We start from the raw sequence: 15,520 nt of genomic DNA on the forward strand, positions 1-15,520 counted from the left end.
CCGCCAGGCAGCCGGCGAGCCGGGATTTTTGGCCGGCGTGCTGCAGTTCATCCTCGCCCACGAGCCGACGCTCATGCGGTTTGCGGAGGAAACCGGCACGCCGCCGGCTTCCGTCGGCAAGGCGCTGCGGGCGCTGCCGCTTGGCAACGACGATCATGAGCATTCCATATGAGCGACGATCCCGAGACAGCGCGCCAGATCGAGGAACTGGCTGCCGACGACCGGCCGCTGCTGGTGCTCGATGTCGACGATGTCGTGCTCGAATTCATCCGGCCCTTTCCGCATTTTCTCCAGTCGCGCGGCTTCGGCCTGACATTTGCCTCCTTCCGCCTGACCGGCAACATTGCCGAGCAGGCGAGCGGCCGATTGGTCGAACAGGCGGAGGTGACCGCACTTCTGGACGAGTTCTTCGATGCGCAAGCCGACTGGCAAAGCATCACCGACGGCGCCGCCGACGCCCTGGCGACGCTGGGCGAGCGCGCCGAGATCGTCATGCTGACGGCCATGCCGCACAAGCATCGCGCGGTTCGCCGCACTCATCTCGACGCCCTCGGGCTGACCTATCCGCTTTTGACCACCGAGATGGCCAAGGGCCCGGCGGTGGCCAAGCTGCGTGGCAACAAGGGCCGGCCCATCGCTTTCGTCGACGACCAGCCGAACAATCTGGTATCGGCGCGCAACTCGGTTGCCGATGCCCATCTCTTCCATCTGATGGCCGACAATTCGCTGCGCGCCTTCCTGCCGCCGATGCCCGACGACATCGCGGTCGTCGAGGACTGGCGCGAAGCCACGCCGAAGATCGCGGCAGCACTCGGGCTATAACGCGTTTTCCGAGAGTGGATCGACGTCTGGTCGAGGGTCGACAGGATCGGCCGGCTTCAGCATGGCGCCGTTGACCGTCACTGAACCGTCGGCCTTGGTGTTGATGACCCACTCCAACCGGCCATCCGGCAGCGTCTTGCCAAACCCTTTGACTGCCAGCACCACCGGGAAATACTGCGCTGCTTCCGGCTCGGATTTTGCCGCAGTCTGCAGGCTTTCCACGATCTTGTCGTAGCCTGCGATATCGATCGTCACGTTTGCCTCGGGTTTCATGCCGGGGAACGTCATCTCTCCTTCCATCGCGACCTCGATGTCACTGTTCTTCATCGTGCTGTGCCCGATAACGACCTTCGGCGCTTTGGCCATGAAGTCGGCCTTGATCTGATCGCCGAACTCCGCCGGCAGCGGCGGATTCTGATTGAGATCAAAGGCTTCGATCGCCTTTTTTTCGCCATGCTGTCGAGATTGATGTTGGCGCCGCCGAAATTCAGATCGATATCGGTGGGCAACAGCGCCGCACCCCAGGCGGGCACAACATGCTGGGGGATCGTCAATCCCGCAGCCTTGATCGAATAGTTGATCGCCCCGTTTTCAGCGATGCCGTCGGACCCGAAGCTGGTGCCCAGCTCCTTCGCACCGAAATGCCCTACCGGGCTCTCGACAGTGAAATCCTTGAATCCGTAGCTTCCGTCGATCCGCTCCCACAGCGGCAGCGCGGCGAGCAAAAGCGATTTGAGCTGCGCCTGGTTGGCCTTCAGCTTGGCCTCGTCTTCATTGGCGACGGCAAATGCCAGCAGATCGAGAAACGGCTTTGTCCGCATCCCTTTGCCAGTCGCGTTCACCGATAATTCCGGCGACTTGATCGTGAGCGGGAATTTCAGGCCGCTTTTGGGGTCGTCAAAGTCAACCGCCTCGGCAAAATCGGTGACCGTCTGCGTCGCGGTGAAATCCACGCCGCCATTCGCAGCTTTGGTTGCGTTCACGGTGGCAGTGCCTGCGCCGGTGCTCACCTCCGCGCGCTGCATGGCGTCCCGGGATTTCATCGTCATGCCGGCTATCGAGCTCGTAGCGCTGGCGAAAGCCGCCAGCTCGGGATCGTAGACCCCAGCGAACTTGCCGCCCTCGATCGAGAACTGCGTGCTCTGTGGACCCTCCGGGCCGTTAATTTCGAAGGAAGCGCTCGTCGTGAAATCCCCGGAGACATCCCATGTCGCGTCGCTGCGCGGTTTGGCCAACAGGACATAGGGCGCAAAATCGAACTTCAGGAAATTCTGCTTCGGCAGCATCCCGGCAAGCGCCTTGAAGTCGAAGGCGATCTTGTATGCGTCACCTTCCACTGAGACCTTCAGGACACCCTTGTCGATCGCTTGACTACCGACATAGCGGGACAGATTTTCGGAGAGCTGCTTCGCACCCTCGCCATCGACGGTCTGGCTGAAGGCAGGCGCGCCGAGCGCGAGAACAAACACGGCTGGCAGAACGCGGTTCACGCTGACTCTCCGTTGGCCTGAGTGGCAAAATTTGCGCCTTTTCGTAGGAAATTACCATCACAACCGCAAGGCGAGATGAAGGAGGCCAAGCAGCGAAATGGCTCAAAGCACCAATCGCATCAGCGGCCGGCCCGCCTTGCGCTCGACCAGCCTCTCGAAGCCGGCTTTCTCGAACACCCGCGACGAGCCGACGAACAGCCCGATCGAACGCGAATCTTTCGACAGGTCGATCGGACATGCCTCGACCAGCCGCGCCCCATTCTGGCGGGCAAACTCGATGCCGCCCGCGACCAGCCGGTGCGTCACGCCCCTGCCGCGTGCCTTGGTGCGGATGAAGAAGCAGGAGATCGCCCAGACCCCCGGATCCGTGGCGTCGGCGGGATCGACCGGCGCCGACCCCCTGCCCTTGTTGTTCCATTCGGGCACGTCGGCGCGCGGGCCGATCTGCATCCAGCCGACCGCCTTGCCGTCCTCGAATGCCAGCAGCCCGGGCGGCGGCCCGGCCTCGATCCGCGCCTTGATGTGGTCCTTGTTGCGCTCCCGGTTGCTGGCGCGGCGCGCTGCCGGCGACAGCCGGAAATGTGTGCACCAGCAGCCGTAGCAGGCGCCTTGCTTGCCGAAAAGATCTTCGAAATCCGCCCAAAGCTCGGGCACCAGTGGCGCTATGGTCGTATTCATGAACTCTCTCCCGGCCCGCCGCTTGTCGTGGCGTCCGTCCTGACGTACCATTGCATTTGTTCTCTTTATGTTCGCAGTGATGGCGGCTCCTGTCAACAATCCCGATCACGGTTTTTGCCGCGACTGCCTGACCTTCCAGCGCAGCGAAACACGGCGCTGCGAACGCTGCGGCAGTCCACGGCTGGCCCGCCATCCGGAGCTCTACCGGCTGCATCTTGCCCATATCGATTGCGACGCGTTTTACGCGGCAGTCGAAAAGCGCGACAATCCGGCGCTGAAGGACCGGCCGTTGATCATCGGCGGCGGCAAGCGCGGCGTTGTCTCCACCGCATGCTACATCGCCCGCATCCACGGCGTGCGCTCGGCGATGCCGATGTTCAAGGCGCTCGAAGCCTGCCCGGAAGCGGTCGTCCTCCCGCCGGACATGGAAAAATATGCGCGCGTCGGCCGCGAGGTCCGCGCCATGATGCAGGCGCTGACGCCGCTGGTCGAGCCGATCTCGATCGACGAAGCGTTTCTGGACCTTGCCGGCACCGAACGACTGCATGGCTTGCCGCCCGCGGTGGTGCTGGCACGCTTCGCGCTCGGCGTGGAGAAGGAGATCGGCATCACCGTTTCATCAGGCCTTTCCTATTGCAAGTTCCTGGCCAAGGTGGCGTCGGACTTTCGCAAGCCGCGCGGCTTTTCGGTGATCGGCGAGGCCGAAGCGGCCGGCTTCCTGGCGGAGCAGCCGGTGACGCTGATCTGGGGTGTGGGAAAAGCCTTCGCCGCCACGCTTGAACGGGACGGCATCCGCATGATCGGCCAGTTGCAGCGCATGGAGCGCGGCGACCTGATGCGCCGCTACGGCGTGATGGGCGATCGGCTCTACCATCTTTCACGCGGCGAGGACGACCGCCGCGTCCACCCCGACCAGGATGCGAAAAGCGTATCGGCGGAGACTACCTTCGACACCGACATCGCGTCCCTGGATGAATTGGTTTCGGTGCTGAGAGCACTGTCGGAAAAGGTCTCGGCGCGGCTGAAGAAAGCCGGCATTGCCGGGCGCACGGTCGTGCTGAAGCTGAAGACCCGGGACTTCAAGACTCGCACACGCAACCGCCAGCTCGGCGACCCGACCCGGCTGGCCGACCGCATTTTTTCGACCGGGCTCGAGTTGCTGCGCAAGGAGACGGACGGCACGAAATACCGGCTGCTCGGCATCGGCGTCAGCGACCTCTCGAATGACGAAAAGGCCGATCCGCCCGACCTCGTCGATATCCAGTCACGCAAGCGCGCCCTGGCCGAGGGCGCCATCGACACGCTGCGCGACAAGTTCGGCCGCAAGGCGGTGGAAACCGGCTACACTTTCGGCAAGGGCCGCAACGCCCATCCGCCCGAGCCGATCGAGGACTGAGCACGATCCCGAACCGAAGGTCCGCATAGAGCGGCCTTCAGATGCGGCTCAAATCGATTCGGCTGGTCGTCACGCTTTCGCCGGTCTTCGGGTCGACGTCGACAACGGTCAGCCGCATGCCGTCCTCACCGTTCTTCTCGACCGTCATTTGCGCCTTGCGATCGCCGTTGACGTCCTTCGCCCAACGGATGCCGAGATTGATGGCATTGCCCGAACGGCTGCCGCTGAGCTGCGCCGGTCCGGTTCGGGATCCGACATAGGTGCCGGTGTACTTCGTTCCGCTGGACTTCAGATCGGCACTGATGGCGCGCGTCACCACGACAAGGCCGCGGCAGGTGCCGTCCAGCGACAATGAACTCGATGTCGCGTCGGAATTGAAGCGACAGGAGACGTTCACCGTCGGCGCCTCGGTGGTGACCTTGACGGTCCCCTTCCCGGCGAAATTCCCCTGGAACGAGCGCAGAAAATCGGCATCGTCGGCATGAGCCGCGCCAGCCGCAGCCGTCAGGCAGCCGGCAAGTACAAATCGCGCGAATGATTTCATCAAATCTCTCCTCGTTGAGATCGGAAACACGGCACGTCCTGCAAAGTAGGCAAATACTGGGAATCAACGCCTTCCGCGGCGGCAGGTTCCGCCTTCGACATGACGGTTTTGCAACGCGCCGCTTCTGGCCCAGCCGAATGCGTCGACTAGCGGTTGCGATCACAGTCCCGGCTTGCGACATAGCGCGCATGGCACCCTCACCCTCGATCCCCAAGGCCGCGTTCTGGATGGCGCTGTCGGTCGCATCGTTTCTGGCGATGTCGGTCGCCGGCCGCGCCACGACAGCCGAGCTCAACGTCTTCCAAGTGTTGGAGCTGCGCTCGGTGATCGGCTTTTTCATCCTCCTGCCGCTGGTGATGATGTCGGGCGGCTTTGCAGCGATGCGCACCGAGCGCCCCCTGGCCCATATCGCCCGCAATGTCGTCCACTATACCGGTCAGGCGGCGTGGCTCTACGCCTTGACGCTGATCCCGCTGGCCGTGCTGATCTCCATCGAATTCACGACGCCGATCTGGACGGCCATCCTGGCGGTCGGCTTTCTTGGTGAACGACTAAGCCGGCCAAGGCTTGCCGCGATCGTGCTCGGGCTGATCGGCGTGGTGATCATCGTCCGGCCAGGCATCGGCTCCGTCGAGCCGGGACATGTTGTCGTGCTGGGGGCCGCGGTCTGCTTCGGCATATCCGTGGTTCTGGTCAAGTCGTTGACGCGGACGGACAGCGTCGTGCGCATCATCTTCTGGATGCTGGTCATCCAGTCGGTGCTCGGCCTTGCCCCGGCGCTCTACGAATGGCGCAACCCGCCGCTCGACCTGTGGCCGTGGATCCTGCTGATCGCCTTCACCGGCATGTCGTCGCACTTCTGCATGGCCCGGGCGCTCGCTTATGCCGACGCGACCGTCATCTCGCCGATGGACTTCTTGCGCGTGCCGCTGTCGGCGCTGATCGGCTGGCTGCTCTACCAGGAGCAGATCGACGCTTTCACCGCCGGCGGCGCCGTGCTGATCCTGCTCGGCAATCTGCTCAATCTGCAGAAGAAAGCGACCAAGCCTGCGGAAGTGGCAGCGTCCTAGAACATTTTGCAGCCAAGTGGAATCACTTGGCGTCGCAGAAATGCGGCTAAGACAAATAGATAAAGCGGGATGCCCGGTTTAATTTGAACGCATCCTCGCATTCAGTCGCCTTCGTCGGGTATCTCGAGGAGATGCCCGCAGGCCTTGCAGTGGACGGCGTCGGGCTCGTGCCGCTGAAGTCCGCATTGCGGGCAGGGAAAAACACCTTGGCGGGGCGGAAGAGCGCCTGCGCAAGTCTGACGAACAGCGATATGCCGATGATCATGGTGACGATCGCAGTGAGCTTGCCCGATATCCCCGGCAGGACGATGTCGCCGAACCCGGTCGTGGTCACCGTGGCGACGGTGAAATACAGCGCATCGACATAGCCTTCGAGACCGGCCCCGGTGCGGAAGAAGAAGGTGTAGACGAAACCGGTGATGACAAGGAGGAATGTCACGAGATTGATGACCGCATGGCTCGCCTCGCGCCATTTTTTGAGACCGCGCATCTCGAAATGCCGCCACAGGGAGCCGCTGCGCGACAGCGACCACAGCCGCAATATGCGAAGAAAACCCAGATTGGCGAGCGCCGAGGGCATCAGCAGCGTCAGCAGGATGAACGCATCGACCCACGACGTCGGCTGTTTCATTAGGCGCAGCATGTCGTTGGAGGCAAGCAGCCTGGCAATCATGTCGGCGGCGACAAGTGCTGCCACCGAATAGTCAAGCCAAAGGAAGGAGGGCGATTGCTGGATCACCGGTGTGGCGACGAAGAAGGCGATGATGGCAAGGTCGATGACGATTGCGGCCATCTGAAACCGGAAAGCCGCCGGCGTGCGCCCGTGATAAAGCTTGCGCAACGTATCGCGCAGCCGTGCCAAGGCTGAAGGATCCTGCACTCCCTCGCTGTCTGCCGCCTTCATGACCATTGCGATAGCGTTCGCTGCGACGGCCGTCCAGTGGGCAGAGCAGTGGAAGCCGCCGTGGGTTGAGAACAACCGGAGAGTTTCAGACCCGGAAGGCAATCAGACCGGCTTCGCCTCGATGATGCTGATGCGAGATCCGGCTTCGACAATATTCGCGACCTGAAAATCCGACGCCGCAAGCAGTAACCTAAATTCTTCCGCCGTGCGCTCCTGCCCGCCCGGCATGACCAGCATGTTCAGATCGCCGAATTTCGCGCTGGCGCCTTCGTTGGGCGCCGCCAGAATGCTCTCAAGCACCAGCAATTTGCCTTCTGGGCGCATTGCCCGGCGGCAGGTGTTCAGGATCCGGATGTTTGTGTCGTCGTCCCAGTCATGCAGGATCCATTTAAGCACAATCGCATCGGCGCCCTCGGGCGCCGAGACGAAGAAATCGCCGGCGACAATGTCGCATCGATCGGCCACGCCTGCGGCGTCAAAGACCGGGCCGGCCTTCGCCACGACCTGCGGTTGATCGAAAAGAATACCGCGCTGGCCGGGATTTCGGCGGAGGATTTCGGCAAGCAGCGCGCCCTGCCCGCCCGCGACATCCATGACGACAGAGAACGGCCGGAAGTCATAGGCCGTGATCACCGCGGCGGCAACGCCACGCGACATGGCCGTCATCGCCCGGTCGAAGATGACGGACTCTTCCGGATGCTCCGCCCGGTATTCCCAAACGCCCTTGCCATAAGCGTGGCGAAAGGCGTTTTCGCCGGTGCTGACACTGTGCAGCAGATCGCTCCATGCCTGACGGAAATAGGGTCGTCCGGCCAGAATCGCCCACGGCGCGACCGAATGCTGAACATCGGATCGCAACGCGCTGCCAACCGGAGTTAGTGAGAAGAACCGGTCTTCCGCTTCATGGAACACGCCGACAGACGCAAGGGCGCGCAGCAGCCGGTAGAGGGCCTGCGGATGGGTATTGGTCAACGCGGAAAGTTCGCCGCTGGTGCGTTTTCCGTCCTTGAGATGGTCTGCGATGCCCAGCGTGGCGGCGACGCATATCGCCTGAGATACCTGGAACCCATTGACCATCTTCTGGAGTTCGGCAGCGGCTGTCCGCTCGTCCATGACACGCTCCCCGGCCGCCGAAAGACCCAGGGCCGGCAACTGGTATGGCGGGCCGAACTCACAATACCAGCGGCATGGTCACCGGGCAATGCCGCCGGGCTGGCGGACATGGTCGAAACAAACGGACCTTGCTGATCCCGTCAGAGCATTTGCAGCCAAACGTCTTCGTTCGACGAAAATGCGTTGAAAACCAAGAGCTAGAGCGCGGTTTTGGTTCGACCAAAACCGCGCTCTAACTCACACCAGCTCCACTTCCACCACGCCCGGCACCGCGCGCATGGCCGACGCGATCTGTGGCGAGACGCGGTAGCGGTTTGGCAGTTCGATCTCGACCTCGCCCTGCGCCTCTTCCTTGATGACGATAATGCTAACCTGACTGTCACCACGCTGGGTAAGCTGCGATTGAATCGCCGTCGCCGGTTGGTCGGTTCTGACAAAGATGCGCAGGGCCTTCTGGATGCGGCTTGCCTCGTCCTCCAGCGACTGCACGGTCTGGATGCGCAGGTTGACGCCTTCGGGCCTGTCCTCGGCCGAGACGGTGATCACCACCGAACGGCCAGGCTCGAGCAGGTCGCGATACTGCGCCAGCCCCTCGGAAAACAGCACCGCCTCATACTGGCCTGACGTGTCGGAGAACTGCACGACGCCCATCTTGTTGCCGGTACGCGTCTTGCGCTCCTGCTTGGTGGTGACGGTGCCGGCAAGCCGCCCGGCGGCGGCACCGCGCTTGACGGCGGCCGAAAACTCACCCCAGTTCTGCACCCGCATCTTCTGCAGCGCCGCCTTGTATTCGTCCAGCGGATGGGCCGAGAGATAGAAGCCGACCACCTGGAATTCACGGTGCAGGCGGTCGGCGGCAAGCCAGGGGTCGGTCGCCGGCAGGTTGAGCGCCTGCGACTGCGCGCCGAGCGAGGCGCCGAAAATGTCGTGCTGGCCCGACATTGCATTCTGCTGCGCCAGCGATGCCAGTCCCATCATCCGCTCGACACCCGCCATCATCGCGGCGCGGTCATGGCCGAAACAGTCGAGCGCTCCGGCCATGATCAGGCTTTCGAAGACGCGCTTGCCGACGATCTTCGGATCGACTCTTTCGCAGAAATCGGCGAGGCTCTTGAACGGTTTTTCGCCGCGCTTGGCGACGATATGCTCGACCGCCGCGTCGCCGACGCCCTTCAGCGCGGCTAGCGAATAGAAGATCCGGTTCTCGCCGACTTCGAAGGCGCGGAAGCTTGTCATCACCGACGGCGCTACGACGTCGATGCCGAGGCGCAGCGCGTCCTGGCGGAAATCGGCGAGCTTGTCGGTGTTGCCCATGTCGAGCGTCATCGACGCAGCGAGGAATTCGACCGGGTAATGCGCCTTCAGATAGGCCGTCTGGTAGGAGACGACCGCATAGGCGGCGGCATGCGACTTGTTGAAGCCGTAGTCGGCGAACTTTGCCAGCAGGTCGAAGATGAAGTCGGCTTGCGGTTTGCCGACGCCGCGCTCGACCGCGCCCGAAACGAAGCGCTCGCGCTGCTTGTCCATCTCGGCGCGGATCTTCTTGCCCATGGCGCGACGCAGCAGGTCGGCTTCGCCCAGCGAATAGCCGGAGAGCTCCTGCGCGATCTGCATCACCTGTTCCTGGTAGACGATGACGCCTTGCGTCTCCTTCACCAGGTGGTCGATCTTCGGATGGATCGACGCCATCTCCTCCTCGCCATGCTTTCTGGCGTTGTAGGTCGGGATGTTCTCCATCGGTCCCGGCCGGTAAAGCGCGACCAGCGCGATGATGTCCTCGATGCAGTCGGGGCGCATGCCGATCAGCGCCTTGCGCATGCCGGCACTTTCCACCTGGAACACGCCGACCACCTCGCCGCGCGACAGCATGGCGTATGTGTCGGGGTCGTCGAGCGGAATATGAGCGAGATCGATCTCTATGCCGCGGCGGCGGATCAGCTTGACCGCGGTCTCCAGCACCGTCAGCGTCTTCAGGCCGAGGAAGTCGAACTTCACCAGCCCGGCCTGCTCGACATACTTCATGTTGAACTGGGTGACGGGCATGTCGGAACGCGGGTCGCGGTACATCGGCACCAGCTCCCACAGCGGCCGGTCGCCGATGACGATGCCGGCGGCGTGCGTCGAGGCGTGGCGGTAGAGCCCTTCCAGCTTCTGCGCCATGTCGAGCAGCGTCTGGACGATCGGCTCGCGCTCGGCCTCTTCGGCAAAGCGCGGCTCGTTGGCGATGGCGTCGGCGAGCTTGACCGGATTGGCCGGGTTCGACGGCACCATCTTCGAGAGCTTGTCGACCTGGCCATAGGGCATCTGCAGTACGCGGCCGACATCGCGCAGCACCGCGCGAGCCTGCAGCGTACCGAACGTGATGATCTGGCCGACCTGGTCGCGGCCGTATTTCTGCTGGACGTAGCGGATGACCTCCTCGCGCCGGTCCTGGCAGAAATCGATGTCGAAGTCGGGCATCGACACGCGGTCGGGATTGAGGAAGCGTTCGAACAGCAGCGAGAAGCGCAGCGGATCGATGTCGGTGATGGTCGTCGAATACGCGACCAGCGAGCCGGCGCCCGAGCCGCGGCCCGGCCCGACCGGAATACCTTGCGCCTTCGCCCATTTGATGAAGTCGGCGACGATCAGGAAATAGCCGGGGAACTTCATCTTCTCGATGATGCCGAGCTCGAAATCCAGCCTTTCGCGATATTGTTCGACCGTGTAGCCGGAGGTCGGGCCGTGCGCGGCGAGCCGCGCCTCCAGCCCCTCATGCGCCTGCCTTGCCAGCTCCTGCGCCTCCGCCTTCACCGCTGCATCGGCGTCGTCGACATCGCCGCCGGCAAAGCGCGGCAGGATCGGGTTGCGCGTCTTGGGATAGTAGGAACAGCGCAGCGCGATCTCGACGGTGTTGTCGATCGCTTCCGGCAGGTCGGCGAACAGCTGAGCCATATCGGCCTGGCTTCTCAGGAAATTGTCGGGCGACAGGCGGCGGCGATTGTCGGCGGCGACGACCGAACCCTCGGCGATGGCGATCAGCGCGTCATGCGCCTCATAGTCGTCGCGCGAGGAGAAAAACGCCTCGTTGGTGGCGACCAGCGGCAGGTCATGGATATAGGCGAGGTCGACGGACGATTGCTCGATGGCCCGGTCATAACCGGCGACCCGTTCCAGCTCGACATAGAGCCGGTCGCCGAACAGCGCCTTGAGCGCCAAAAGCCGTGTCTCGGCGAGATCGCGGCGGTCCTCCTTCAAGGCGTAGCCGATCGGGCCGCGCGGCCCGCCACTGAGGCAGATCAGGCCGTCGCAATGGCCTTGCAGCATCTCGGTCGTCAGATGCACGGCCTCGCCGGGCGGCGTTTCGAGATAAACCCGGCTGACCAGCCTGACCAGATTGCTGTAGCCGGCCTCGGTCGCCGCGATCAAAACCACCGGCCGCATTTCCGGACCTTGCCGCCTGCGGTCCCGCTGGCTGTCGCTTGCTTCGCCGGAAAAGGCGAGAGAGGTCTGGCAGCCGATGATCGGCTGGATGCCCTCCTTCACCGCCTTCTGCGCGAATTCGAGCGCGCCGAACAGGTTGTTGGTGTCGGTGACGGCGATAGCAGGAGACTCATCCTTGACCGCATGGCCGACAATCGTGCCGAGTTGCAATGCGCCTTCGAGCAGCGAATAGGCAGAATGCACGCGCAGATGGATGAACGGCCGCGCGGGCGCTTCCGGCCGCGATGCCTTCACAAAGGCCTCGCGTCGCAAGGGGTCGCGTGGAAGTGCCTCATTCACCATGGTTTTTAGCGCCGCTTGAAAGGACTCACTCGATGACGATGTATTGTCCAGCACCGGACGATGCGAGTCCAGCAATGGCGCTTCGAGCCCACGGGAGAAACTCAGGTTTTCGCCACCCCCTACGCTGGAATGCAGGCGGGGCAGCGCCAACGTGAAGCCGTTGGCCTCAGGCATATTTGTTCTTGCTTTGTGCCGGCAGTTATGCTAGTAATTATACCATGGTGCTGAGTTGCGCTAATGACCCGCCGCCAAGGCGGGCTTTTTGTTTTCAGCCTCACGCAAACTCCATGATCACCGCATCGACCGCGAGGCTCTCGCCCGGCTTCGCGTTGAGTTTCGACACGGTGAGATCGCGCTCGGCGCGCAGCACGTTTTCCATCTTCATCGCCTCGACGACCGCCAGCGTCTCGCCGGCCTTGACCTCCTGCCCCTCGGCAACGGCGATCGACACAACGAGGCCGGGCATCGGGCAAAGCAGCATCTTCGAGGTGTCCGGCGCCACTTTTTCCGGCATCAGCTTTTCGAGCTCGGCGATGCGTGGCAGCATGGCGCGCGCCGTCACCGACATGCCTTTCCAGGCTATGCGAAGCCCGTTCGGTACCGGCCTGATCTGCGCGGCGATCCTGTGGCCGCCGACCGTACCGCGCCAGATGAGATCGCCCGGCCGCCAGTCGGACGCCATCGTCAGGGCCTTGCCCCCGTCGATCGAAAGATCGAGCTCCATCGGGATGGAGATCATGCCTTCGAGAATTGCGGCCGAAAGGTAATCCTCGCCGATCTTCACCACCCAGTCCCGCTTCAGCACGCCCGAATGCGGCGCCAGCCGCCCACCCAGCCGGTCGAGCCGGTCGCGGCGCAGCAATTCGACAGCGGTGGCGATCGCAGCCAGCACCGCCTTTTCCCCGTCGTTGGGCACGATCGGCGCGAACCCGTCCGGATATTCTTCTGATATGAAGCCGGTCGATATCAGCCCTTCCCGCCAGCGCGGATGCTGCATCAGCGCCGCCAGGAAGGGTATGTTGTGTTCGATACCGTCGACGACGAAGCTGTCGAGCGCCACGGACATGGCGTCTATTGCCGCGAGCCTCGTCGGCGCCCAGGTGCACAACTTGGCGACCATCGGGTCGTAAAACATCGAAATTTCAGAGCCCTCGGTGACGCCGGTATCATTGCGGATGACGACGTCGCCGAACTGCCCCTCCTCCGGCGGCCGGTATCTCGTCAGCCGGCCGATCGACGGCAGGAAATTGCGATACGGGTCCTCGGCGTAGAGGCGGCTCTCTACCGCCCATCCGTTCAGCTTGACGTCACTTTGCTTGATGGCGAGCTTTTCGCCGGCAGCTATTCGGATCATCTGCTCGACCAGATCGATGCCGGTGACGAGCTCGGTCACCGGGTGCTCGACCTGCAATCGCGTATTCATTTCAAGGAAATAGAAGTTCTTTTCGCTGTCGACGATGAACTCCACCGTGCCGGCGCTCTGGTAGTCGACCGCCCTGGCCAGCGCTACCGACTGCTCACCCATGGCTTTGCGGGTCCTGGCGTCGAGGAAGGGCGAAGGCGCTTCTTCGACGACCTTCTGGTTGCGGCGCTGGATCGAGCATTCGCGCTCGCCGAGATAAAGCGCGTTGCCATGCGCGTCGGCAAGCACCTGAATTTCAATGTGGCGCGGGTCGACCACGAACTTCTCGATGAAGACGCGGTCGTCGCCGAACGAGCTCTTGGCCTCCGACCGCGCGCGGTCGAACCCGTCGCGCACCTCGGCCTTGCTCCAGGCGATGCGCATGCCCTTGCCGCCGCCACCGGCCGAGGCCTTGATCATCACGGGATAGCCGATCTCGCCGGCGATTTTTTCGGCATGGTCGGCATTCTCGATGACGCCGAGCCAGCCGGGCACCGTACTGACCTTGGCCGCGTTGGCGAATTTCTTCGATTCGATCTTGTCGCCCATCGCCTGGATGGCCTTGGGCTTCGGGCCGATGAAGACGATGCCTTCCTTCTCCAACGCCTCGCAAAAGGATGCGCGCTCCGACAGAAAACCGTAGCCGGGATGCACTGCCTGCGCGCCGGTTGCCTTGCATGCAGCGATGATCTTCTCCGGTACCAGATAGCTCTGCGCGACCGGCGAAGGCCCGATATGCACGGCCTCGTCGGCCATCTCGACATGCACGGCGTCACGATCGGCGTCCGAATAGACCGCCACGGTGGCGATGCCCATCTTGCGTGCCGTCTTGATAATGCGGCAAGCGATCTCGCCACGATTGGCGATCAGGATTTTTGTGAACATGCGGGTTTTGTTCCCTCGGCTGCCTTTCTTTTATGGGCTTCGCCCGGCCGGTCAAGGCAAGTTGGCGCGTATCCCAGGCGCAAATCGGCGGCGCCGACCAAAACCGGGCCAAAAACTGTCAATTCGTCCCATAGCCCAGAACCTGCTGGTAAGCTAAGGCTCGGCCCCGATTGCAGATTTGACCTAAGAGGAGATGCCCGATGAAAACCCGCGCCGCTGTTGCTGTTGCCGCCGGAAAACCGTTGGAGATCCTGGAGGTCGACCTCGATGGTCCGCGCGAGGGTGAGGTGCTGGTCGAGATCAAGGCGACCGGCATCTGCCACACCGACGAATTCACGCTGTCGGGTGCCGATCCCGAGGGCATCTTTCCGGCGATCCTCGGCCATGAGGGTGCGGGAATCGTCGTCGACGTCGGCAAGGGCGTCACCTCGGTCAAGAAGGGCGACCACGTCATCCCGCTCTACACGCCCGAATGCCGGCAGTGCCCGTCCTGCCTGTCCAGAAAGACCAACCTGTGCACCGCGATCCGCGCCACGCAGGGGCAAGGGCTGATGCCGGACGGCTCGTCGCGCTTCTCGATCGGCAAGGATAAGATCTTCCACTATATGGGCTGCTCGACCTTCTCCAACTTCACCGTGCTGCCCGAGATCGCGGTGGCCAAGGTCAATCCCGACGCGCCCTTCGACAAGATCTGCTACATCGGCTGCGGCGTCACCACCGGCATCGGCGCCGTGATCAACACGGCAAAGGTCGAGATCGGCGCCACGGCCGCCGTCTTCGGCCTTGGCGGCATCGGTCTCAACGTCATCCAGGGGCTGCGCCTGGCCGGCGCCGACATGATCATCGGCGTCGACCTGAACAACGACAAGAAGGAATGGGGCGAGAAATTCGGCATGACGCATTTCGTCAACCCGAAGGAGATCGACGGCGATATCGTGCCCCATCTCGTCAACATGACCAAGCGCGGCGCCGACCAGATCGGCGGCGCCGACTATACGTTCGACTGCACAGGCAACACCAAGGTGATGCGGCAGGCCCTTGAAGCATCGCACCGCGGCTGGGGCAAGTCGGTCGTCATCGGCGTGGCCGGCGCCGGCCAGGAGATCTCGACACGGCCGTTCCAGCTGGTCACCGGACGAACCTGGATGGGCACCGCCTTCGGCGGGGCACGCGGCCGCACCGACGTGCCGAAGATCGTCGACTGGTACATGGACGGAAAGATCGAGATCGACCCGATGATCACCCACACGCTGAAGCTGGAAGACATCAACAAGGGTTTTGACCTGATGCATGAGGGCAAGTCGATCAGGAGCGTCGTGGTTTACTGACGAGGCCACAAGCCGCTGATATCGTGATTTGAATCGCGAAGAAGCAAGGCAATCGCTTCAGGTCGGCGCCGCCCCTCATTGCCCTGCTGGGCATTTCTCCCAGTATAGTGACGGGGAGAAAGA

At 63.0% G+C, this 15,520-nt stretch carries 12 protein-coding genes and 1 pseudogene; 5 read left to right on the forward strand and 8 right to left on the reverse strand.

Going from position 1 to position 15,520, the window contains the following annotated elements; genetic code table 11:
* On the forward strand, positions 1-172 hold a 172-nt coding region (locus E5X88_RS00045; protein ID WP_292157608.1), incomplete at its 5' end, for a DUF3572 family protein.
* Positions 169-822, forward strand: a complete 654-nt coding sequence (locus tag E5X88_RS00050; RefSeq protein WP_292156992.1) for a hypothetical protein — start codon at positions 169-171, stop codon at positions 820-822. The genes E5X88_RS00045 and E5X88_RS00050, both read left to right, overlap by 4 nt.
* Here the strand turns inward: E5X88_RS00050 and E5X88_RS00055 are convergent.
* The 3 genes from E5X88_RS00055 to E5X88_RS00065 form a co-directional block, all read right to left on the reverse strand.
* Positions 817-1,149 carry a hypothetical protein gene (locus E5X88_RS00055; protein WP_292156994.1) on the reverse strand — a complete coding sequence of 111 codons (333 nt, stop codon included), beginning with the start codon at positions 1,147-1,149 and terminating at the stop codon, positions 817-819. The two genes, E5X88_RS00050 and E5X88_RS00055, sit on opposite strands and share 6 nt — an antisense overlap.
* Positions 1,146-2,057, reverse strand: coding sequence for a hypothetical protein (locus tag E5X88_RS00060; protein WP_292156996.1), 912 nt, complete (start codon positions 2,055-2,057; stop codon positions 1,146-1,148). The genes E5X88_RS00055 and E5X88_RS00060 overlap by 4 nt, the downstream gene beginning before the upstream one ends.
* A 357-nt stretch (positions 2,058-2,414) precedes the next feature.
* Positions 2,415-2,990 (reverse strand): GNAT family N-acetyltransferase, encoded by a 576-nt coding sequence (locus E5X88_RS00065; protein ID WP_292156998.1) that lies wholly within the window; start codon positions 2,988-2,990, stop codon positions 2,415-2,417.
* Positions 2,991-3,057: 67 nt separating this feature from the next.
* Here E5X88_RS00065 and E5X88_RS00070 point away from each other — a divergent pair, with 67 nt between their 5' ends.
* On the forward strand, positions 3,058-4,386 hold the full coding sequence (locus E5X88_RS00070; protein ID WP_292157000.1) for a DNA polymerase IV: 1,329 nt from the start codon (positions 3,058-3,060) through the stop codon (positions 4,384-4,386).
* Between the two features lie 37 nt (positions 4,387-4,423).
* On the opposite strand, the gene E5X88_RS00075 is transcribed toward E5X88_RS00070, so the two are convergent.
* Complete coding sequence (locus tag E5X88_RS00075; RefSeq protein WP_292157002.1) at positions 4,424-4,930, reverse strand: hypothetical protein; 507 nt, start codon at positions 4,928-4,930, stop codon at positions 4,424-4,426.
* 188 nt (positions 4,931-5,118) lie between these two features.
* On the opposite strand from E5X88_RS00075, the gene E5X88_RS00080 reads away from it, so the two are divergent.
* Positions 5,119-6,000, forward strand: a complete 882-nt coding sequence (locus tag E5X88_RS00080; RefSeq protein ID WP_292157004.1) for a DMT family transporter — start codon at positions 5,119-5,121, stop codon at positions 5,998-6,000.
* Between the two features lie 101 nt (positions 6,001-6,101).
* Here the strand turns inward: E5X88_RS00080 and E5X88_RS00085 are convergent.
* The 4 genes and pseudogenes from E5X88_RS00085 to E5X88_RS00100 all read right to left on the reverse strand — a co-directional run bounded on the left by E5X88_RS00085 (position 6,102) and on the right by E5X88_RS00100 (position 14,069).
* Positions 6,102-6,904 (reverse strand): annotated as a pseudogene (locus E5X88_RS00085) (ion channel).
* 102 nt (positions 6,905-7,006) lie between these two features.
* A complete protein-coding gene (locus E5X88_RS00090) occupies positions 7,007-8,017 on the reverse strand; it encodes a methyltransferase (protein WP_292157005.1) in 1,011 nt (336 codons plus the stop codon).
* A 237-nt stretch (positions 8,018-8,254) separates the two neighbouring features.
* On the reverse strand, positions 8,255-11,782 hold the full coding sequence (gene dnaE / locus E5X88_RS00095; RefSeq protein WP_292157611.1) for a DNA polymerase III subunit alpha: 3,528 nt from the start codon (positions 11,780-11,782) through the stop codon (positions 8,255-8,257).
* A 274-nt stretch (positions 11,783-12,056) separates the two neighbouring features.
* Positions 12,057-14,069 carry an acetyl/propionyl/methylcrotonyl-CoA carboxylase subunit alpha gene (locus E5X88_RS00100; RefSeq protein WP_292157008.1) on the reverse strand — a complete coding sequence of 671 codons (2,013 nt, stop codon included), beginning with the start codon at positions 14,067-14,069 and terminating at the stop codon, positions 12,057-12,059.
* A 200-nt stretch (positions 14,070-14,269) separates the two neighbouring features.
* On the opposite strand from E5X88_RS00100, the gene E5X88_RS00105 reads away from it, so the two are divergent.
* On the forward strand, positions 14,270-15,397 hold the full coding sequence (locus E5X88_RS00105; protein ID WP_292157010.1) for an S-(hydroxymethyl)glutathione dehydrogenase/class III alcohol dehydrogenase: 1,128 nt from the start codon (positions 14,270-14,272) through the stop codon (positions 15,395-15,397).
* Positions 15,398-15,520 lie beyond the last annotated feature (123 nt).

The sequence above is a fragment of the Mesorhizobium sp. genome (genome assembly GCF_004962245.1).
GTDB lineage: Bacteria > Pseudomonadota > Alphaproteobacteria > Rhizobiales > Rhizobiaceae > Mesorhizobium.